Origin of the sequence: Streptomyces aurantiaciflavus (genome assembly GCF_049808595.1) — a bacterium.
Classification (GTDB): Bacteria; Actinomycetota; Actinomycetes; order Streptomycetales; family Streptomycetaceae; genus Streptomyces.
Window position 1 is genome coordinate 153,239 of sequence record NZ_JBNCAQ010000005.1, and the last position, 18,608, is coordinate 171,846.

Annotated in this window: 16 protein-coding genes, 1 tRNA gene and 2 pseudogenes; 11 read left to right on the forward strand and 8 right to left on the reverse strand. The window is 73.7% G+C overall.

The genetic code is table 11. The annotated features are described in order from the left end of the window. Window positions 1–4: 4 nt before the first annotated feature. The 7 genes from galU (at window position 5) to ACPT94_RS07380 (ending at window position 5,633) form a co-directional block, all read left to right on the forward strand. Window positions 5–916, forward strand: coding sequence for a UTP--glucose-1-phosphate uridylyltransferase GalU (gene galU, locus ACPT94_RS07350; RefSeq protein WP_360336547.1), 912 nt, complete (start codon window positions 5–7; stop codon window positions 914–916). Next, complete coding sequence (gene glp / locus ACPT94_RS07355; protein ID WP_425245448.1) at window positions 913–2,238, forward strand: molybdotransferase-like divisome protein Glp; 1,326 nt, start codon at window positions 913–915, stop codon at window positions 2,236–2,238. The genes galU and glp overlap by 4 nt, the downstream gene beginning before the upstream one ends. An 84-nt stretch (window positions 2,239–2,322) precedes the next feature. Continuing rightward, a complete protein-coding gene (gene moaC / locus ACPT94_RS07360) occupies window positions 2,323–2,802 on the forward strand; it encodes a cyclic pyranopterin monophosphate synthase MoaC (protein WP_360336551.1) in 480 nt (159 codons plus the stop codon). Then, on the forward strand, window positions 2,799–3,341 hold the full coding sequence (locus ACPT94_RS07365; protein WP_360336553.1) for a MogA/MoaB family molybdenum cofactor biosynthesis protein: 543 nt from the start codon (window positions 2,799–2,801) through the stop codon (window positions 3,339–3,341). Before moaC ends, ACPT94_RS07365 begins: the two co-directional genes overlap by 4 nt. Continuing rightward, window positions 3,338–4,006 (forward strand): GNAT family N-acetyltransferase, encoded by a 669-nt coding sequence (locus ACPT94_RS07370; protein WP_360336660.1) that lies wholly within the window; start codon window positions 3,338–3,340, stop codon window positions 4,004–4,006. Before ACPT94_RS07365 ends, ACPT94_RS07370 begins: the two co-directional genes overlap by 4 nt. Before the next feature lie 173 nt (window positions 4,007–4,179). Continuing rightward, complete coding sequence (gene sepX / locus ACPT94_RS07375) at window positions 4,180–5,475, forward strand: divisome protein SepX/GlpR (protein ID WP_360336555.1); 1,296 nt, start codon at window positions 4,180–4,182, stop codon at window positions 5,473–5,475. 84 nt (window positions 5,476–5,559) lie between these two features. Next, a tRNA-Ala gene (locus ACPT94_RS07380) sits at window positions 5,560–5,633 on the forward strand. Between the two features lie 108 nt (window positions 5,634–5,741). Here the strand turns inward: ACPT94_RS07380 and ACPT94_RS07385 are convergent. Genes ACPT94_RS07385 through ACPT94_RS07395 form a run of 3 tightly spaced genes read right to left on the reverse strand, consistent with a single transcriptional unit; the run spans window position 5,742 to window position 9,042 of the window. After that, window positions 5,742–6,092, reverse strand: a complete 351-nt coding sequence (locus ACPT94_RS07385) for a hypothetical protein (RefSeq protein ID WP_360336557.1) — start codon at window positions 6,090–6,092, stop codon at window positions 5,742–5,744. Then, window positions 6,086–6,772: a hypothetical protein gene (locus ACPT94_RS07390; RefSeq protein ID WP_425245449.1), complete on the reverse strand. Its 687-nt coding sequence runs from the start codon at window positions 6,770–6,772 to the stop codon at window positions 6,086–6,088. Before ACPT94_RS07390 ends, ACPT94_RS07385 begins: the two co-directional genes overlap by 7 nt. 47 nt (window positions 6,773–6,819) lie before the next feature. Continuing rightward, window positions 6,820–9,042, reverse strand: a complete 2,223-nt coding sequence (locus ACPT94_RS07395) for an MMPL family transporter (RefSeq protein WP_425245450.1) — start codon at window positions 9,040–9,042, stop codon at window positions 6,820–6,822. A gap of 241 nt (window positions 9,043–9,283) precedes the next feature. On the opposite strand from ACPT94_RS07395, the pseudogene ACPT94_RS07400 reads away from it, so the two are divergent. After that, window positions 9,284–9,511 (forward strand): annotated as a pseudogene (locus tag ACPT94_RS07400) (ATP-binding cassette domain-containing protein); the annotation flags it as partial. A gap of 152 nt (window positions 9,512–9,663) precedes the next feature. Here the strand turns inward: ACPT94_RS07400 and ACPT94_RS07405 are convergent. From ACPT94_RS07405 to ACPT94_RS07415, 3 genes and pseudogenes are all read right to left on the reverse strand, one after another. Next, window positions 9,664–10,629, reverse strand: coding sequence for a LuxR family transcriptional regulator (locus ACPT94_RS07405; RefSeq protein WP_425245451.1), 966 nt, complete (start codon window positions 10,627–10,629; stop codon window positions 9,664–9,666). Between the two features lie 423 nt (window positions 10,630–11,052). Then, the gene (locus tag ACPT94_RS07410; protein ID WP_425245452.1) at window positions 11,053–13,446 is read right to left on the reverse strand and encodes an ABC transporter permease; all 2,394 of its coding nucleotides are present in this window, start codon (window positions 13,444–13,446) and stop codon (window positions 11,053–11,055) included. Between the two features lie 176 nt (window positions 13,447–13,622). Beyond that, a pseudogene (locus tag ACPT94_RS07415) lies at window positions 13,623–14,345 on the reverse strand (ABC transporter ATP-binding protein); the annotation flags it as partial. Window positions 14,346–14,511: 166 nt separating this feature from the next. On the opposite strand from ACPT94_RS07415, the gene ACPT94_RS07420 reads away from it, so the two are divergent. Both ACPT94_RS07420 and ACPT94_RS07425 read left to right on the forward strand, forming a co-directional pair. Further along, entirely contained in the window at window positions 14,512–15,837 is a 1,326-nt protein-coding gene (locus tag ACPT94_RS07420) for a sensor histidine kinase (RefSeq protein ID WP_360336569.1), read from the forward strand. Next, entirely contained in the window at window positions 15,780–16,469 is a 690-nt protein-coding gene (locus tag ACPT94_RS07425) for a response regulator transcription factor (protein ID WP_425245453.1), read from the forward strand. Before ACPT94_RS07420 ends, ACPT94_RS07425 begins: the two co-directional genes overlap by 58 nt. On the opposite strand, the gene ACPT94_RS07430 is transcribed toward ACPT94_RS07425, so the two are convergent. Continuing rightward, the gene (locus ACPT94_RS07430) at window positions 16,459–16,941 is read right to left on the reverse strand and encodes a GNAT family N-acetyltransferase (protein ID WP_360336573.1); all 483 of its coding nucleotides are present in this window, start codon (window positions 16,939–16,941) and stop codon (window positions 16,459–16,461) included. The genes ACPT94_RS07425 and ACPT94_RS07430 overlap by 11 nt on opposite strands. Window positions 16,942–17,086: 145 nt before the next feature. Between ACPT94_RS07430 and ACPT94_RS07435 the strand changes: the two genes are divergently transcribed. After that, a complete protein-coding gene (locus ACPT94_RS07435) occupies window positions 17,087–17,890 on the forward strand; it encodes an exodeoxyribonuclease III (protein WP_425245454.1) in 804 nt (267 codons plus the stop codon). Between the two features lie 23 nt (window positions 17,891–17,913). On the opposite strand, the gene ACPT94_RS07440 is transcribed toward ACPT94_RS07435, so the two are convergent. Then, entirely contained in the window at window positions 17,914–18,558 is a 645-nt protein-coding gene (locus ACPT94_RS07440) for a MerR family transcriptional regulator (RefSeq protein ID WP_425245455.1), read from the reverse strand. Between the last annotated feature and the right edge of the window lie 50 nt (window positions 18,559–18,608).

The window sequence follows — 18,608 nt, forward strand, 5'->3', positions numbered from 1 at the left end:
CGCCATGACTCAGTCGCACCCCAGGATCAGCAAGGCTGTCATCCCCGCGGCCGGCCTCGGCACCCGCTTCCTGCCGGCGACCAAGGCCACTCCCAAGGAGATGCTGCCGGTCGTGGACAAGCCCGCGATCCAGTACGTGGTCGAGGAGGCCGTCTCCGCCGGTCTCGACGACGTCCTCATGATCACGGGCCGCAACAAGCGCCCCCTCGAGGACCATTTCGACCGCAACTACGAACTCGAGTCGGCGCTGGAGAAGAAGGGCGACGCCCAGCGGCTCGCCAAGGTCCAGCAGTCCAGCGACCTCGCGACCATGCACTACGTGCGCCAGGGCAACCCCAAGGGTCTCGGACACGCGGTCCTGTGCGCCGCTCCGCACGTCGGGCAGGAGCCGTTCGCCGTCCTGCTGGGCGACGACCTGATCGACCCCCGTGACCCCCTCCTCGCACGGATGATCGAGGTCCAGGAGCAGTACGGCGGCAGCGTCGTCGCGCTCATGGAGGTCGCCGCCGAACAGATCCACCTCTACGGCTGCGCCGCCGTCGAGGCCACCGTGGACGGCGACGTCGTCAAGGTGACCGGACTGGTGGAGAAGCCGGACCCGGCCGACGCCCCCTCGAACTACGCCATCATCGGACGCTACGTCCTCGACCCCGCCGTGTTCGGCGTCCTGCGCCGGACCGAGCCGGGCCGCGGCGGCGAGATCCAGCTCACCGACGCCCTCCAGCAGCTCGCGCAGGACGAGAAGGTCGGCGGCCCGGTGCACGGCGTCGTCTTCAAGGGTCGCCGCTACGACACCGGCGACCGCGGCGACTACCTGCGTGCCATTGTCAGACTCGCGTGCGAGCGTGAAGATCTGGGTCCGGACTTCCGTACCTGGCTTCGCAGTTACGTCACCGAGGAGATGCAGCAACTTTGAGCACCGCCGCGCCCCGTCCCACCGGCCAGGACCACCTCTGGTCGGTGGACGAGCACCTGGAGGACATCCTCGCCACCGTCCGCCCCCTGGAACCCATCGAGCTGCAACTGCCCGACGCCCAGGGATGCGTCCTGGTCGAGGACGTCACGGTGCCGGTCTCGCTGCCGCCCTTCGACAACAGCTCGATGGACGGGTACGCGGTGCGGGTCGCGGACGTGGCGGGCGCGAGCGAGGAGTTCCCGGCGGTCCTCGAAGTCGTCGGGGACGTCGCGGCCGGACAGGCCGCCGACCTGCTGCACGTGGGGCCGGGCCAGACCGCCCGGATCATGACCGGGGCGCCGCTGCCGCCCGGCGCCGAGGCCGTCGTACCCGTCGAGTGGACCGACGGGGGCCTCGGCGAGGGCCCCGTCGACGGGATGCGCGCCCGCAGCCTCGCCCCGGAACAGGCCTCGGGGCACGTGCGCGTGCACCGGCCCGCCGAGGCACGCGCGCACGTACGCGCGAAGGGCAGCGACGTGAAGGCCGGGGACCGCGCCCTCGAGGCCGGCACCGTCCTCGGCCCGCCGCAGATCGCCCTGCTCGCCGCGATCGGCCGCGGCACGGTCCGGGTGCGCCCCCGCCCGCGCGTGGTCGTCCTGTCCACCGGCAGCGAACTCGTCCAGCCCGGCGAGGCACTGCGCAGCGGCCAGATCTACGACTCCAACAGCTTCGCCCTCACCGCGGCCGCCCGGGACGCGGGGGCCATCGCCTACCGCGTCGGCGCCGTCGCCGACGACGCCGAGACCCTCCGCAACACCATCGAGGACCAGCTCGTCCGCGCCGACCTGGTCGTCACCACGGGCGGCGTCAGCGTCGGCGCGTACGACGTCGTCAAGGAGGCCCTGTCGCACGTCGGGGACGAGGACGAGGCGGGCAGCGGCATCGAGTTCCGCAGGCTCGCCATGCAGCCCGGCAAGCCCCAGGGCTTCGGGTCCATCGGCCCCGACCACGTCCCCCTGCTGGCCCTCCCCGGCAACCCGGTGTCGTCGTACGTCTCCTTCGAGCTGTTCGTGCGGCCCGCGATCCGCGCGCTGATGGGGCTCGAGGAAGTCCACCGGCCCACCACGCGCGCGAAGCTGACCGCGGACAAGGCGCTGACCTCACCGAAGGGGCGCAGACAGTTCCTGCGCGCGACATACGCCGACGGCGCCGTGCGCCCCGTCGGAGGCGCCGGCTCCCACCTGGTCGCCGCCCTCGCCCACGCGGACGCGCTGATCGTCGTCCCCGAGGACGTGGAGTCCGTCGAGCCGGGCACCGAGGTCGAAGTGGTCCTGCTCGGCTGAACCCCCCAGGTTGGGGGTACCGTGTCGCGCACAACAGGCCCGTGCGCCGCATCGCGACGGGCCCGGACCGGGAGCGCGACACGCATGAGCACGCAGGACCGACTGACGCACATCGACGAGGCGGGCGCCGCCCGCATGGTCGACGTATCCGACAAGGACGTGACCGCGCGCACCGCGCGCGCCAGCGGACGCGTCCTCGTCTCACCCCGCGTGGTCGAGCTGCTGCGCGCGGAGGGCCTGCCCAAGGGCGACGCCCTGGCCACCGCGCGCATCGCGGGCATCATGGGCGCCAAACGCACCCCCGACCTCATCCCGCTCTGTCACCCCCTGGCCCTGTCCGGTGTGAAACTGGACCTGTCGGTCGCGGACGACGCCGTGGAGATCCGGGCCACGGTGCGGACGACGGACCGCACGGGCGTCGAGATGGAGGCCCTCACCGCGGTCTCCGTCGCCGCGCTCACCGTGATCGACATGGTCAAGGCGGTCGACAAGGGAGCGGTCATCACGGACGTGCGCGTGGACGAGAAGACGGGCGGGAAGTCGGGCGACTGGAGCCGGTCGTGAGCGCCGCGCCGACCGCCGGTGGCGCGCCGCGCGCGCCGTATCGCGCGCTGGTCGTGACGGCCTCCAACCGCGCCTCGGCGGGCGTGTACGAGGACAGGGGCGGCCCGCTGATCGCCGAGGGGCTGACGCGCTTCGGGTTCGCCGTGGAGGGGCCGCAGGTCGTCCCCGACGGGGATCCGGTGGAGGCCGCGCTGCGCGCCGGCGTGGCGGCCGGCTACGACGTGATCGTCACCACCGGCGGCACCGGCGTCTCGCCCACCGACCGCACGCCGGAGGCGACCCGCCGGGTCATCGACCACGAGGTGCCGGGCGTCGCGGAGGCCATCAGGGCGTTCGGCCGGGAGAAGGTGCCGACCGCGGTGCTCTCCCGGGGCCTGGCCGGGGTGGCGGGCCGGACGCTGATCGTGAACCTGCCCGGTTCCACCGGCGGAGTGAAGGACGGGCTGACCGTCCTGGAGCCCCTGCTGGTGCACGCGGTGGAGCAGCTGCGCGGCGGTGACCACCCCAGACCCGGCGCCAGGAGTGGGGGTGCGAGCTGAACAGCCCGTCCTGGCCCGTCGAACTCGCTGAGGGCGATGTCGTCCTGCGGCCGATAAAGATGCGCGACCAGAGGGCGTGGCGCGAGGTCAACCGGCGCAACCGGGACTGGCTGCGCCCCTGGGAGGCGACCATCCCGCCGCCCGCGCCCAGCGGGCCGATCGCGCACCGGCCGACCTACCGCCAGATGGTCCGGCACCTGCGGTCCGAGGCGAACGCGGGGCGGATGCTGCCGTTCGTCATCGAGTACCAGGGGCGGCTCGTCGGCCAGTTGACGGTCGCCGGGATCACCTGGGGGTCCATGTGCTCGGGGCACGTCGGCTACTGGGTGGACGAGGCGGTGGCCGGACGCGGGGTGATGCCGACGGCGGTGGCGCTCGTCGTGGACCACTGTTTCCGGACCGTGGGGCTGCACCGCATCGAGGTCTGCATTCGGCCCGAGAACGGCCCCAGCCGCCGGGTCGTGGAGAAACTCGGATTCCGTGAGGAGGGGCTGCGGCCGCGTTATCTCCACATCGACGGAGCCTGGCGCGACCATCTCGTCTTCGCGCTCACGGCGGAGGAAGTACCGGAAGGCCTGCTGAGCCGCTGGCGGCGCGCCCGGGCCAGGAGCACGCCCGGTGACCAGCGGAACACGCCGCGGAATCACACCGGTCCTGGAAATTGAATAAGTGTTCGAAAATGATCGGGCGGTGACCGTCTCATGGCATTGAATTCACGCCTCCGAGCGGCCTGCTGATCGCATCGGTCCCAAAAAAAGCTCGAAATATCAGCCAGATCGTGCGACACACCGGCCCAATTGGCGGATGGCCTCGCGCAAACCCCTCTACCGTGTGAGGCGTGAGCAGCAGCGGCCTCATCTACGCAGTCATCGTCGGGGCCTGGGCCGCCTACTTGGTGCCGATGTGGCTCCGTAGGCAGGACGAGCTGAACGAGGCCCGTCCGACGGAACGCTTCAGCACCGCCATCCGGCTGCTGTCCGGACGGGCGGGGATGGAGCGTCGGTACGCCAGGGACCTGCGGGCGCGCTCCACCGAGGAGGGGGAGCCCGACGCCGACGCGCCGGACGCCGTCACCGAATCGGTGGACGTCCGGGCCTTCGCCATGCCTCCGACGCGTCCGCAGGCCAAGGCGACGGTTCAGGAGCGCGAACAGGAGCGCCCGGAGACGGCGCGCGATCCGGCGCGTGAAGCGGCGGCCATGGGCGCGCGTGAGCAGAGCTCCAAGCCGGCGCGCGAACCGGCGTCCAGGCCCGCGCACGAACCGGCTGCCGCGCCGGCGCACCCGCGCGTGCCCGACGCGCGGCGCACGCCTCCCACCGCCTCCGCGCAGGCGGCCGCCGCGCGCGCCCGGCGCACGAAGGTGCTCGCACGCCGACGGCGCACCACCGTGATGCTGTTCCTCGCGTTCACCCTGGGTGCGATCGTCGCCGCCGTCGGCGGGCTCGCGTTCCTGTGGGCGCCCGGCGTACCCGCCGTCCTCCTCAGCGCGTACATCGCGCACCTGCGCTCCCAGGAGCGCCGCCGCTTCGCCTTCCAGATGGACCGCAGACGCGCGGAGGTCGCCGCGCAGCGGCTGCGGGAGCGCCAGCCGCGCCGGCGCACCCCCGCCGCCGCGCCCGTGGCGGCCGACGACGGCCCCGACGCCGGCGCGGAGGAGCCGCACGCGGACCCCGAACCGGAGACCGACCCGGGGCTGCTGGCGCTCGCCGCCGACCGCAGGGCGCTCGTCGAGCAGACCGATCACGCGGAGTGGGTCGATCAGCAGCGTGAGCGGCAGCGGCGGCCGGGCCACGGAGACAGCTGGGATCCGGTGCCCGTGCCCCTGCCGACGTACGTGACCGCACCGGTCGCCCCGCGCGCCACGGCCGGCGTCGACCTGGGCGCGCCGGACACGTGGAGCTCGGCCCGGTCGAGCTCGGTCGCGCCGGAGCAGGAGGCGGCGGACGCAGAGGCCGAGGGCGACCCCGGGGCCTCCGTGGAGGGTGACGCCTCGGGCGGGACGGCGAGGGCCGAGGGCGGCGAACGCAGTGACGCCCGCCGTGCCGCGTCGGCCCGCCGGTCGCGGGAGCGGGGCCGTACACCGCTGTTCGACCAGTACGAGGACGGGGAGCGGCCGCGGGCCGCCAACGAGTGAGCGGGACCGCGTCGTGCGTGGTCGGGCCCGGGGAACGGATTTCCAAGCAGCCCGATGGGGGTGCTAGAGTTTCACTCGTTGCAAGGGCCTGTGGCGCAGTCCGGTAGCGCACCTCGTTCGCATCGAGGGGGCCAGGGGTTCAAATCCCCTCAGGTCCACGCAGCACAGGGGCCCTTCCCGATCTCGGGAAGGGCCCCTTGCCATGCGTGACATGACGACAGCCCCCGCCGGTGAAGCCGGCGGGGGCTGTCGTCATGTGCGGACGGTCAGCCGTGCCGGGGTGGGCGGGTCGGCCGGCGGGTCGTCTCGCCGAAGAAGCGGTCGGCGGGGACGGCTTCGCCGGTGGCGCGGGCCTCGCGGTGGACGTGGAGGCCGACCGCGAGGTCGAGGACGCCGAGGCCGAAGGGGGAGAAGATCACCGGCTTGTCGGTGCCGGTGGTCACCCCGCCGCGGATGTGCCGGGCGAGGGTGCCGGTGACGAAGTCGCGGTGGCCGTACCTCTGTTGCGCGAGGTGGGGTGAGGTGTTGGCCTTCAGGCAGTGGTCGGCGTCGTCCAGGATGTCGTACGCGTCGTTGATCAGTTCCGGGCCGATGTCGCGCAGGGAGATGTTCAACACGACCTGGCCGGGGGCGAAGCGCCCGCGTCCAGGACGTAGGGTTCCGCCGCCGTCGTCGCGAAGACCACGATGTCGGCCTTGAGGAGGGCGACTTCGAGGCTCGCGGTGGTCGACGTGCGGTAGCCGAGGTGGTCGCCGGCGTGGGCGGCGAGGGCCTCGGCGTACTCGGGGATCTTGTCGTGGACCGTGACGCCGCCGAACTGCCGGTTCTGCGCGGCGAAGAACTCCAGGACGTTGCGGGCGATGACGCCGCCGCCGATCACCGACAGATGGCCGGCGGTGCGGGAGCCGGACAACTGCTCGGCGGCCAGGACCGCGGAGGCGGCCGTGCGGGCGGCGCTGATCCGGGAGGCCTCCAGCAGGGCGAACGGGTAGCCGGTGGCGTAGTCGTTCAGGAGCAGGGCGGCGCTCGCGCGGGGGATGCCGTCGGCGATGTTCTGGGGGAACGAGCCGATCCACTTGATGCCGGCCACGTCGTGCTCGCCGCCCAGGCAGGCGGGGAGCGCGATGATGCGGGTGTCGGGCTTGTCGGGGAAGCGCAGGAGGCAGCTGTCGGGGTTGACCGAGTCGCCGTCGTCGTGAGCCAGGTACGTGGAGCGGACCTCGCGCACGATCTCGGGGCGGGAGCGGTCGATGACGGCGCGGGCCGTGGTTCCGCCGACCCCGCTGAACTCGAACACGGGGGCCCTCTCCGTCGAAGTCGTCGTCGTGGTCCCGCAGGTGGGGGTCATCGGCCTGCCGCGGCGTGTTCCGGGGCCGCCGCGGACGGGGCGGGGTACGGGGCGCCGGTGCCGGCCGGGCGGGAGGCGCGCAGGAAGGACGGGGCCGCCCAGTTGGCCTTGCCGAGCAGGAGCATCACCGAGGGCAGCAGGACCGCGCGGACCACGGTGGCGTCCAGCAGGACGGCGACCGCGAGGCCGACGCCGAGCTGCTTGAAGTCCTGCATGTCCAGGGTGCCGAAGACCGCGAAGACGGCGACCATGATCAGGCCGGCGCTGGTGACGACGCCCGCCGTGGAGCGGATGCCGTGCGCGATGGCGTCACGGGTGGTGGCGCCGCGGTCGTAGGCCTCGCGGATCCGGGAGACCACGAAGACGTGGTAGTCCATGGACAGGCCGAACAGGACCACGAAGACGAACAGCGGCATCCAGGACTCGACGGCGCCGATGCCCTCCGTGCCGACCAGGGAGGCGCCCCAGCCGTGCTGGAAGACGGCCGTCATCACGCCGTAGGCGGCGCCCACCGAGAGCAGGTTGAGGACGATCGAGGTGAGGGCGATGACGGGGGAGCGGAAGGAGAACAGCATCAGCAGGAAGGTCACGCCGAGGACGAAGGCGAAGACCGGGACGATGCTCTTCCTCAGCTGGTCGTTGTAGTCGACGGAGAAGGCGAGGTCGCCGCGGACGAGGGCGGTGGTGCCGTCGACCTTGCCGATGGTGTCGGGGACGAGGGTCTCGCGCAGGGTGGTGAGGGCCTTCTTGGAGGTGGCGTCGGAGCCGTTGCCGGCGAGCGGGACGCTCACCTCGGCGATGTTCTCCTTCGCGTGGACGGTGACGTCGATGGACTTGCCGGTCCGGCCGGAGGCCAGGGCCTTCGCCTCGAAGTCGGCGAGGGCCTGCTTCATCTGTGCGGAGTCGATGTCGGTGGCCTTGACGACGACGCTCGCGGGCGCCGGGGAGCCGGGGAAGTCCTTCTCGATCTGCCGGGAGACCTTCACCGTCGGGTTGTCGGCGGGCAGCAGCTTGTCGGTGCCGAGCTTCTCGGTCTTCATGCCGAGCGCGGGCGCGGCCAGGGCGAGCAGGACGGCCGCGGCGAGCAGGGCGAAGACGCCGGGGCGGGCGAGGACGCCGCGCAGCAGCAGGCTGTTGCGCGGGGTGCCGGCCGCGGCGCGGCGGGCGCGGCGGCCCAGGAACGGGATGCGGCCCGCGCCGATCCGGTCGCCGAGCATCGCCATCAGGGCGGGCAGGACGGTCATGGAGCCGAGGACGGCGATGACGACGATCTCGATGGTGGCGATGGCGAAGCCCTCGAAGACGGTCAGGCCGGAGAGGAACATGCCGGCCATGGCGACGCAGACGGTGATGCCGGAGATCAGCACGGAGTGGCCGGAGGTGGCGGCGGCGACCTGGAGCGCGGTGGCGTTGTCGCGGCCGGCCTCGCGCTCCTCGCGCTGGCGGCGCAGGTAGAACAGGCAGTAGTCGACGCCGACGGCGAGGCCCATCAGGAACATCATGGAGTTGGTCATGCCGTCGACCGGCACCACGTGGCTGGTCAGGGCGAGCAGGCCCATCGCGCCGACGCAGGCGGTCACCGCGAGCGCGATCGGCAGCAGGGCGGCGACCAGCGCGCCGAACACGGCGAGGAGGATGCCCAGCGAGACCGGCAGCGCGGTGTACTCGGCGCGCACGAAGTCCTCGCCGAGGCTGTCGTTGATGGCCTTCAGGCCGGTGGCGGCGCCGTACTGACCGAGCGTCACGTCCGTGTGGGCGGCGTCGGTCTTCCGCACCGCGTCGATGACCGGCTGGATGCGGTCGGCGGCGGTGTCCGGGTCGCCCTTCACGTCGTAGGTGATGAGGACGGCGTGCTTGTCGGCGGAGACGAGCCGGGTGGTGTCGGGGGTGCGGACGCGGGTGGCGAGGCCGGTGGCCTCGACGGCGTCGGCGGTGTCGGTGACGGCCTTGGTGAACTGGGGGCTGTCGGCGGTGAGTTCGTCGCTGTGGACGTGGATCAGCTCGGCGGCGGGCTCGGTCAGGCCGGCGTCCTGGAGGATGCGCTCGGCGCGGCCCGAGTCACCGGTGCCGTAGTCGGCCTCGGTGAGGTTGACCTGGCCCGCGGCGCTGCCCAGCGTCATCACCAGAACGACCAGGACGAGCCAGCCGAACACCGCGGTCTTCCGGTGTTCGGCACTCCACCTGCCGAGTGCGGCTGCGAGGTTCCGTTTGGCTGCCATTCGCTTCTTCTCTCCTGCGGCATGGGGGTGCGGGATTCCTCCAAAACGCTAGGGGGGTGTTCCGGGGCATTCGCAGGCCTGGCGGAGGCAGCATGCTGCGGCTGCAGAGTACTGCCATGCCATACCGGGCAAATCGGCCACCTGGCCGGTATTTGTCCTGCTGCCTTCCAGCGCCGGAAAGGGAATCCGCACACACCCCGAGAAAGATCCACGAAGGGCGGGGAGGGGCATGGAATTCGCCATGCAAGCCGAAGGGTTGAAAAAGAGATTCGGTGATCACGAAGTGCCGGCCGGAGTCGACCTTTCCGTGCCGCCGGGAACGGTGCTCGGGCTGCTCGGACCGAACGGCGCGGGCAAGACCACCGCGGTCCGCACCCTGGCCGCACTGCTCGCGCCGGACGGCGGCCGGGCCACGGTGGCGGGCTACGACGTGGTGCGCCGGCCCCGTGAGGTGCGCCGCCGGATCGGGCTCGCCGGACGTCACCGCGCTCGCGCTCGTCGTGTTCTCGTTCCTGTACAACTTTCCTACGGCGGCCCGGCGCTCCCGTGTTCCCGCGGCGGCCCGGCGCTCCCGTGTTCCCGCGGCGGTCCGGCGCGTCCGTGTTCCCCAGGTGCCCCGTGTCAGCCGGCCCCGCCCTCCGCCGTCGCGCCGCGCAGCCAGCCGCGTTCGCCGGCGAGGACGCCGGCCTGGAAGCGGCTGCGGGCGCCGAGTTGGCTCATCAGTTCGGCCGTGATGCGGCGGGAGGTGCGTACGGAGACGCCGATCTTGCGGGCGACGACGTCGTCCGTGTAGCCCTGGGCGAGGAGGCTGAGGATGGCGCGGGCCTGGCTGGACAGGCCGGTGCGGCTGTCGGTGATCGGTTCCTGGCCGTAGGGGGTCGCGGCCTCCCAGACGTGCTCGAACAGCGAGCACAGGGCGGAGACCAGGCCCTTGCCGCGCAGCAGCAGGGCGCCGGAGGCGGTGTTCTCCGGGTCGGAGGGGACCATGGCGACGCGCCGGTCGAAGATGATCAGGCGCAGGGGCAGGGCGGCGACGGTGCGCACCCGGCCGCCGAGGTCGGTCAGCCAGTCGAAGTGCGTGGTCATGTCCGGCTCGTTGAGGGAACCTTGCAGGTAGATGCTGCGCATGTGGACCCCGCGGCCCAGCAGGTTCTCGTCGAGCGGGCGGACCGCGCGGCGGGAGTCGGCCGGGTGCCGGCTGAGCGGGATGAAGGCGCTCAGTTCCTCGGCGCACTCCTGGGAGAGCTCCTCCAGCCGGGCCCGGATCATCTCCAGGCCGTTGATGCGCTCGATCTCGAGGCCGCGCTGGTTGCGCACGGCGTTGTGGTAGCTGTCGATGATCTCGGTGACGGCCTGGCGGCTGTTGGCGATCTGCTGCTGGCGCTCGGCGAGGCGGACCTCCTCCTGGGTGAGCAGGGCGGTCAGCCGCAGTTCGGGGCTGACGACGAGGAGTTCACCGGGGGCGTCGCCGGAGGGGCGGACCAGGGCGAGTCGGGCCAGTTCGTCGAGGGCGTGACGGACCCGTTCCTCGGGCCACTGGAGGTGCGCGGCGAGCCCCGGTACGTCCAGACGGGGTTCGCCGATCATGGCTCGATACAGACTCTCGGCATCCGAAGCAAGCCCGAGTATCCGCAACACTCTTCGCCCCCTATGCGCGTCTTGGACCACGCACCGGTCTCCCCGCTCTCTCGTCCCAGCGGGCTGAGTAGATCGTCAGTGACAGCCTGCGGCTGTCCTGCCGGAATGAGACACCTGTGGCGGGATCACGGCCCAAGTTGACCGATTGTGGGCCAAAGCCGGGAGAGCTTGCTGTGTGCTCACCAAGAGCGTGCTACGTACGTGCTTGACGTGCGCCCGGCGTTGCTGTGCGGTCGACGTTTCGAATCGCCGCCCGCACCGCCGTCGCCCTCTTCGCGCTCTGCCTCGGGGCCGCGTCGGCGTCCGCCGGGACCGAGCCGCGCCCGCGTTCGCGGCGGTGCCGCGTCGTCGGGCAGGGGTTCCTCCGGGGCGTCACGTGAGGCGTCCGGCGGGGCGGCGCAGCGCGCACGCCGTCGGCACCAGTACGGAGGCCAGGGCGAGCACCGCGCACGCCCCCGTCGTCCAGGCGAGCTCCGCCCACGGCACGACCACGGTCACCGGCGCCGACAACAGCCCCAGCGCCGCGCCCGTCCCGGCCAGGTTGACGAGCGTCACCAGCAGCCCCAGCACCCCGCCCACCGCGACGACGGTCAGCGCCTCCGCCGCGGCCTGCCGCAGCACCTGCCCGCCGGTCGCGCCCGCCAGCCGCAGCGCCGCCAGTTCGCGTCCGCGCTCGGCGGCGGCCATGACGAGGGTGTTGGCGAGAGAGAGACCGGTGTAGAGGAGCGCGATGCCCAGCACGAGCAGCATCCCGAGCCGGGTCGTGCGGTCGGTCCCCGGGCGACTCGCCGCCACCCACTGCGCCCTGCTCGCCACCCGCACCCCGTCGACCGCCCGCAACCCCTTCGCGACGGCCGCCGCGTCCGCCCCCGCCCGCACCCGTACGTCGACCCGGTCGACACCGGCGCCGCCCGCGTTCGCGGCGGTGACGTACACGCCGTTGTCCCCGGTCCCCGTGGCCAGTACGGCGACGATCCGCAGCGACTTCGCCGTGCCGTCCCCGAGCCACACCCGTACCCGCTGCCCCACCCGGTGCTCGGCCCACTCCTCGTTCACGACGATCGACCCGTCGTCGAGGCCGGCGATCCGGCCGGCCGTCACCGGCAGCCGTACGGTCCCGGCGAGCAGCGCCGGATCCACGGCCCGCGCCTCGGACCGCACCAGCGCGACCCCGTCCTCCAGGGTGTGGACGGCGGTCGCGGCGGAGGGCGACACGACCGCCCCCGGCACCCGCGCAAGTGCCCGCACGTCCAGGGCGGTTCCGTCCGCCGAGGTCACCACGAAGTCCGCCCGCGTCCGCTCCCGCACCTGCGCCGCCCGCGCCTCGTCCAGCGTGGCCGTGGCGCCGAGCAGGGAGCCCGCGAGGGCCACGGTGACCAGCACGGGCGCGGCGACGGCGGCGGTACGTCGGACCGCGGCGACGGCGTTCGCCCGCACCAGCAGCCCGGTCGTGCCCGGCAGCCGGGGCACCAGCGGCCGTACGAGAGCGGGGGCGAGGAGGGCCACCGCCGTGATGAGCAGCATGGGGCGGCTGACGTACGTCTTGCGGTGCAGCAGGTCACCCGGGTCGGCGGCCAGCCCGTACGCCAGGGTCGCCAGGGCCGTGACCAGCAGCGCCACCCCGCACACCCGCCGCCCCCGGGTCAGCGCGCGCCCGTCCACGGACGCCTCGCGCAGGGCTTGCGCCGGCGCGGTCCGCCCGGCCCGCCACGCGGCGACGGCCGCACCGGCGAGGGCCACCGACAGACCGGTCCAGAAAGCGAGCTGATACGGCCAGGTGTGCCCGCCGATGGCGTACCACCGCGGCGCGAGCCCGCCGTCGACGACCACCTCGCCCAGCAGCGGCGCCGCGTACGCGCCGAGCGCGCAGCCCGCCGCCGAGGCGAGCACCCCCACCAGCAGCGCCTCCGCCAGGACCGTCCGCCGCACCTGCCCCGGTGTGGCACCGGCGGTCCGCAGCAGGCCGAACTCGCGGCGCCGCCGTTCCACCGCGAAGGCGAAGGTGGACGCCACGACGAACACCGACACGAACGCGGTCACCCCGCCGGCGGTGCCGAACAGCGCGTTCAGCGCCGTGAGGGCCTCGCCGTCGCGGCCCGGGTCCGCGTCGGCGAGCCGCCGGTCGTCCCCGGTGAGCACGCGGGCGCCGGAATCACCGACGGCGGCCCGGACGGCGGCCGGGTCCGCCTCCACGACCAACTGCCGTGACACGGGCGCCAGCCGGGCCGCCCGTACGTCCGTGCAGAACACGGCGTCCTCGAACCCGAGCGCCCGCACGGCGCCCACGACCAGGTCCCCGTTGCTCAGCCGCTCACCCACGCGCGCCCAGTCACCCGTGATCACGACCTCACCGTCCGCGCGGGGCGCACGCCCCGCGCCGAGCTCGTACGGGGCGAAACGCGCGGTGGACCACGGATGCCCGACGAGCCCCTCGGGGCCGCCCTCGACCCGCACGGGGAAGGACCGGTCCTCGGTGACGGTCCCGAGCGCCCGCAACGCGGCGACGACCTCGTCCGGCACGGCCCGCGGCTGCCCCAACGCCGCCGTCCGCACCCCGGTCGGCGTCTCCACCCGCAGCGCGTCCTGCCCCTTCACCACCACCGGCGCCGCCGCGAACCGCTCCGGGCCCCGCACGGGCGCCTCCACCGAGGCCGCCAACGCCTGCCCCATCACGGCGAGCAGCCCCACCCCCAGCGCGAGGGCGACAAAGCTCCCGGCGAACGCGGCCCACCGGACCCGCAGCGTCCGCACCGCGACACTCAGCACGAGGCACCCTCCGGGTCCGCCGCGACGGCCTGCGCGGCCTGCGCGGCCTGCGTGGCACCGCGTCCGGCCGGTGGCCCGGCGTGCGGGCGGGCCGGGGCGTCGTCGTGCCGGCCGGCTCGCCCGGTGCCGAGGCCGGCCCGGCCGCTGCCGGTGCCGCCCGCGTCCGTCCGCCCCGTCTCCAGCCCCGCCATCCGCGCCGCCACCGTCTCCGCGTCCGCCCCGGCGAGCTCCCCGTGCACGCGGCCGTCGACCAGGAACACCACCCGGTCCGCGTACGACGCGGCCACCGGGTCGTGGGTGACCATCACGACCGTCCGGCCGTCCCCGTCGACCATGCCGCGCAGCAGCGTCAGCACCTCGCGGCCGGTCGTGGAGTCCAGGGCGCCGGTCGGCTCGTCGCCGAACAGCACCTCGGGGCGGGTGATGAGCGCGCGGGCCAGCGCGACCCGCTGCTGCTGTCCGCCGGACAGCTCGCCGGGCCGGTGCCGGCCCCGTTCCGCGAGCCCGACCTGCCGCAGCGCCTCCCGCACCCGCGCCTTCGACGGGCGCCGCCCGGCCAGCCGCAGCGGCAGGGCCACGTTCTGCTCGGCGGTGAGCGCCGGCAGCAGGTTGAACGACTGGAACACGAACCCGATCCGCTGCCGCCGCAGCAGCGTCAGCCGCCGCTCGCTCAGCCCGGTCAGCTCCGTCCCGCCGATCCGCACCGACCCCGAGTCGGGCCGGTCCAGCCCCGCCGCACACTGCAGCAGCGTCGACTTGCCCGAACCCGACGGCCCCATCACGGCGGTGAAGGAGCCGCGGGGGAGGGCGAGCGTGACGTCGTCGAGCGCGATCACCCGGGCGCCCTTCGTTCCGTGCCCGCGCCGGACGGCGGTCAGTCGGACGGCGTGTTCGGTCATCTCTGCCTCAGCTCCCACCGGTCGATGTCGGTGGGTCCACGAAACCGTGGGACACCCGCCCAGGTCGCTGGGGCAGGAACGAGATCCGGGGTAGGGCCAGGCATACCTCCGGACCTCTTCCTGAACGGATGGCCCACCCCCGGGCGCGGCTTCTACGGTGATCCGCATGCGCCCCCGAACCCTGTGGCAGGCCCTCTCCCGCCCGGCCTACCTGCTGTCGCCGTGGCCCTGGCGGGCCGCCGCGTACCTGCTGACGGGGACGGTCACCGGAGCCGTCGTCCTCGTGGGCCTGGTCGCATGGGCGGCGGTGGGCGCGGTCCTCGCGGTCGCCCTGGTCGGACTGCCCCTCCTCGCGGCCCTGGCCTTCGCCGGACTGCCCGTGGCCGCGCTGGAGCGCCGCCGCCTGCGGCTCGTGGACACGGCCGACGCCCCCGGCCCGCACACCGAGCCGCCCGCCCCCGGCCTGCGCGCCTGGCTCACCACGCGCCTGCGGGAACGCGCCACCCGGCGCGCACTCGGCCACACCCTCCTCGTCGCGTGCCTGCTCTGGCCGGCCGAGGCGCTCCTGCTCACCGTGGCCCTCGCCTCCCCCCTCTCGATCGTCGCGACCCCGCTCCTGCTGGCGACGGCCGGCGACGGCCGTGAGACGAAGGTGCTCAAGGTGTGGACGGTCACCGACTGGCCGACCGCCTTCGCCGCGGCCTCCCTCGGCGTCCTGCTGCTGGCCGCCGGCGCCTACGTCCTCGGTGTGGCCGCCGGCGCCCGGGCCGCCCTCACCCGGCTGCTGCTCGCCCCGCGCGAGGGCGACCCGGACGACACCCGCGTCGTCGAACTGACCCGCTCCCGCGCCCGCCTCGTCGACGCCTTCGAGACGGAACGCCGCCGCGTCGAGCGTGACCTGCACGACGGCGCCCAGCAGCGCCTCGTCGCCCTCACCATGACCCTCGGCCTGGCCCGCCTCGACGCCCCGCCCGGCGGCCCCCTCGCCGAACAGCTCGCCAAGGCCCACGAGCAGGCCGGCGCGGCCCTCGCGGAACTGCGCGAGCTGATCCACGGCATCCACCCGAAGGTCCTCGCCGACTACGGCCTCGAAGCCGCCGTCGCCGACGCCGCCGACCGTTCGCCCGTCCCCGTGGACGTGGACCTCGCACTCCCCCGCCGCCTCCCCCGGCCCGTGGAGGCCGCCGCGTACTTCGTCGTCCGCGAGGCCCTCGCCAACGTGGCCCGGCACAGCGGGGCGAGCCGCGCCCGGGTGCGCGGGGAGCACCGGGACGGCCGGCTGGTGCTGGAGACGGAGGACGACGGGCGCGGCGGCGCCGACAGCGCGCGCGGCACCGGCCTCACCGGTCTCGCCGACCGTGTGTCGGTGCTGGATGGGAGACTGTCGCTGACCAGCCCGCCGGGCGGACCGACCCTGTTGCGTGTGGAGATCCCTTGCGAGCCGAGCGAGCCCAGCGGGCCGAGTCACCCGGGCGGGACGGCCTGCGCGTAGTCCTCGCCGAGGACAGCGTCCTGCTGCGCGACGGCCTGACGGCCCTGCTGACCCGCTTCGGCCACGAGGTCGTGGCGGCGGTCGGCGACGCCGGAGCGCTGCTCGCCGCAGTCGCCGAGCACACCCCCGACGTCGTCGTCACCGACGTCCGTATGCCGCCCGCCTTCCAGGACGAGGGCCTGCACGCGGCGATCCGGCTGCGCGCCGAACACTCCGGCCTGCCCGTCCTCGTCCTCAGCCAGTACGTCCAGCGCGCCTACGCCGCCGAACTCCTCGACTCCGGCGACGGCACCGGCCTCGGCTACCTCCTGAAGGACCGCGTCGGCCAGGTCGAGGAGTTCGTGGACGCCCTGCACGAGGTCGCGGCCGGCGGCACGGTCGTCGACCCGGAGGTGGTACGACAGCTGCTGCGCCGCCGCCGCGACCCGCTCGCCCGCCTCACCCCGCGCGAACGGGAGGTGCTCGCGCTGGTCGCGGAGGGAAAGTCCAACGGCGCGATAGCCCGGGCCCTGGTCGTGTCGGAGGCGGCCGTCGGCAAGCACATCGGCGGCATCCTCACCAAACTGGACCTGCCGCCCGCCGACGACACCCACCGCCGGGTGCTCGCGGTCCTCGCCTACCTCAGGAGCTGAGCGGCTTCGCGAAGCACCGGCTGGACTCGTAGTGCCGGTAGTAGCCGAACTTCGCGCACGGCTCGTACCCGCTGGACGTGTACAGCCCGATGGCCTCCGGCTGCTCCGTCCCGGTCTCCAGCACCATCCGCCGGCGCCCCGCCGCCCGCGCGTCCTCCTCCAGAGCGGCCAGCATCCGCCGGGCGAGCCCCAGCCCGCGCATCTCCCTGATCACGAACATCCGCTTGAGCTCGGCGTCCCCGTCCTGGTTCCCCTCGCCGTTCTCGTCCTGACTGCGCCAGCCGCCCGTGGCCACGGCCCGCCCCAGCTCGTCGTAGGCGATGAGGTACACGCCACGCGGCGGCTCGAAGTCGGCCGGCTCCAGAACCGTGGCGTCACCGCCGTCGCCGTAGCGCTCGTGGTACTCGGCCTGGACCTCGTCGTTCAGCTTGACGGCGTCGGGGTGGTCGAAGGAAACGCGACGTATATCCATGCGGCTCAAGGTACATCCATGCAGTAATCGTGACGACGGAGAAATCCGGACCCCGTCCAGTGTGCCGGTATCGTGCCCGGGTGCTGACCGTGACCTCGGACAACGGGTCCTGCCGAAGGGGTCGCCCGCGAAGTAGGAGAGAGTTTTGCTGACGGTGACCTCCGTGAACGTGAATGGGCTGCGCGCCGCCGCGAAGAAGGGCTTCGTGGAGTGGCTCGCCGACACCTCCGCCGATGTGCTGTGCCTGCAGGAGGTGCGCGCCGAGCCCCACCAGCTGCCGGAGGAGGTCCGCGCCCCCGAGGGCTGGCACGTCACGCACGCCCCGGCCGCCGCCAAGGGCCGCGCCGGCGTCGCCCTCTACAGCCGCCGCGCACCGGACGCCGTCCGCATAGGCTTCGGTTCCACGGAATTCGACACCTCCGGCCGCTACGTCGAGGCCGACCTCCCCGGCGTCACGGTCGCCTCCCTCTACCTCCCCTCCGGCGAGGTCGGCACCGACCGCCAGGACGAGAAGGTCCGCTTCATGGGCGAGTTCCTCGCCCACCTCAAGACCCTGCGTGAACGCGCCGCCGCCGACGGCCGCGAGGTCCTGATCACCGGCGACTGGAACATCGCCCACCAGCAGGCCGACCTGAAGAACTGGCGCGCCAACCAGAAGAACTCCGGCTTCCTGCCGGAGGAACGCGAGTGGCTGACCCAGGTGTTCACGCCGGGGGCGGGCGGCTGTGTGGACGTGGTCCGCGCCCTGCACCCGGACGTCGCCGGCCCCTACACCTGGTGGTCGTACCGGGGGCGGGCCTTCGACAACGACTCGGGATGGCGGATCGACCTCCACGTCTCGACCCCCGGCCTCGCCGCCAAGGCCGTCAAGGGCTACGTCGAGCGAGCCGCCACCCACGCCGAGCGCTGGTCGGACCACGCCCCGGTGACCGTGGTCTACGACCTCTGACCGACCCGGCCTCTCGTGGTCGGCTAGCCGCGCTTGCGCAACCGCCGGTCCAGCGCCAGTGACACCTCCGCCTCCACCACGCTCCGCGCCAGCGGGCGCAGGCGGGGCAGGTCCTCCTCGGTCGCGTGGCGCAGGACGAGTTCGGTGAAGAGTTCGGCGAGGGCGTCGGCGTGTTCGCGGACGCGGGCGCCCGCCGCGAGGATCTCGGCGAGGGGGATGCCCTCGCGGACCAGGGCGGCGGAGACGTCCAGCAGGCGGCGGCTGATGTGGACGATGTCGTCGCCGTCGGCGGCGAGGTAGCCGAGGTCGAGGGCGGCGGCGAGGTTCTCGGGGGTGACCTGGCCCTCGAAGCGGGCGGCGAGTTCCTCGGGGGTGAGGCGGACCGGCTCCTCCTCGGTGGGGGCGTCGACGCCGAGGAGGTCGGCGACATCGCGGCCCTGGTCGAGGGCGTCCGCCAGCTCCGCGATGCCGTTCAGGGTGTGGCCGCGTTCCAGCAGCGCCGTGATCGTGCGCAGGCGGGCCAGGTGGTGGTCGTCGTACCAGGCGATGCGGCCCTCGCGGCGGGGCGGTGGGAGCAGTCCCCGTTCGCGGTAGAAGCGCAGGGTGCGCACCGTGATGCCGGCCTCCCTGGCCAGCTCCTCCGTCCGGTATTCCCGCTTGTCCGCCACGCCGGAAGCCTATGTCGTACCGTCGGCCCCCGCGGGGGTGGCCGCCGCCG

What these genes read in the sequence shown, in the direction of transcription:
- galU (WP_360336547.1), top strand. Translation starts at nt 5, where the DNA reads ATGACTCAGTCGCACCCCAGGATCAGCAAGGCTGTCATCCCCGCGGCC.
- moaC (WP_360336551.1), top strand. Translation starts at nt 2,323, where the DNA reads ATGAGCACGCAGGACCGACTGACGCACATCGACGAGGCGGGCGCCGCC.
- ACPT94_RS07395 (WP_425245450.1), bottom strand. Translation starts at nt 9,042, where the DNA reads ATGGCAGCCAAACGGAACCTCGCAGCCGCACTCGGCAGGTGGAGTGCC.
- ACPT94_RS07405 (WP_425245451.1), bottom strand. Translation starts at nt 10,629, where the DNA reads ATGATCGGCGAACCCCGTCTGGACGTACCGGGGCTCGCCGCGCACCTC.
- ACPT94_RS07420 (WP_360336569.1), top strand. Translation starts at nt 14,512, where the DNA reads ATGCGCCCCCGAACCCTGTGGCAGGCCCTCTCCCGCCCGGCCTACCTG.
- ACPT94_RS07430 (WP_360336573.1), bottom strand. Translation starts at nt 16,941, where the DNA reads ATGGATATACGTCGCGTTTCCTTCGACCACCCCGACGCCGTCAAGCTG.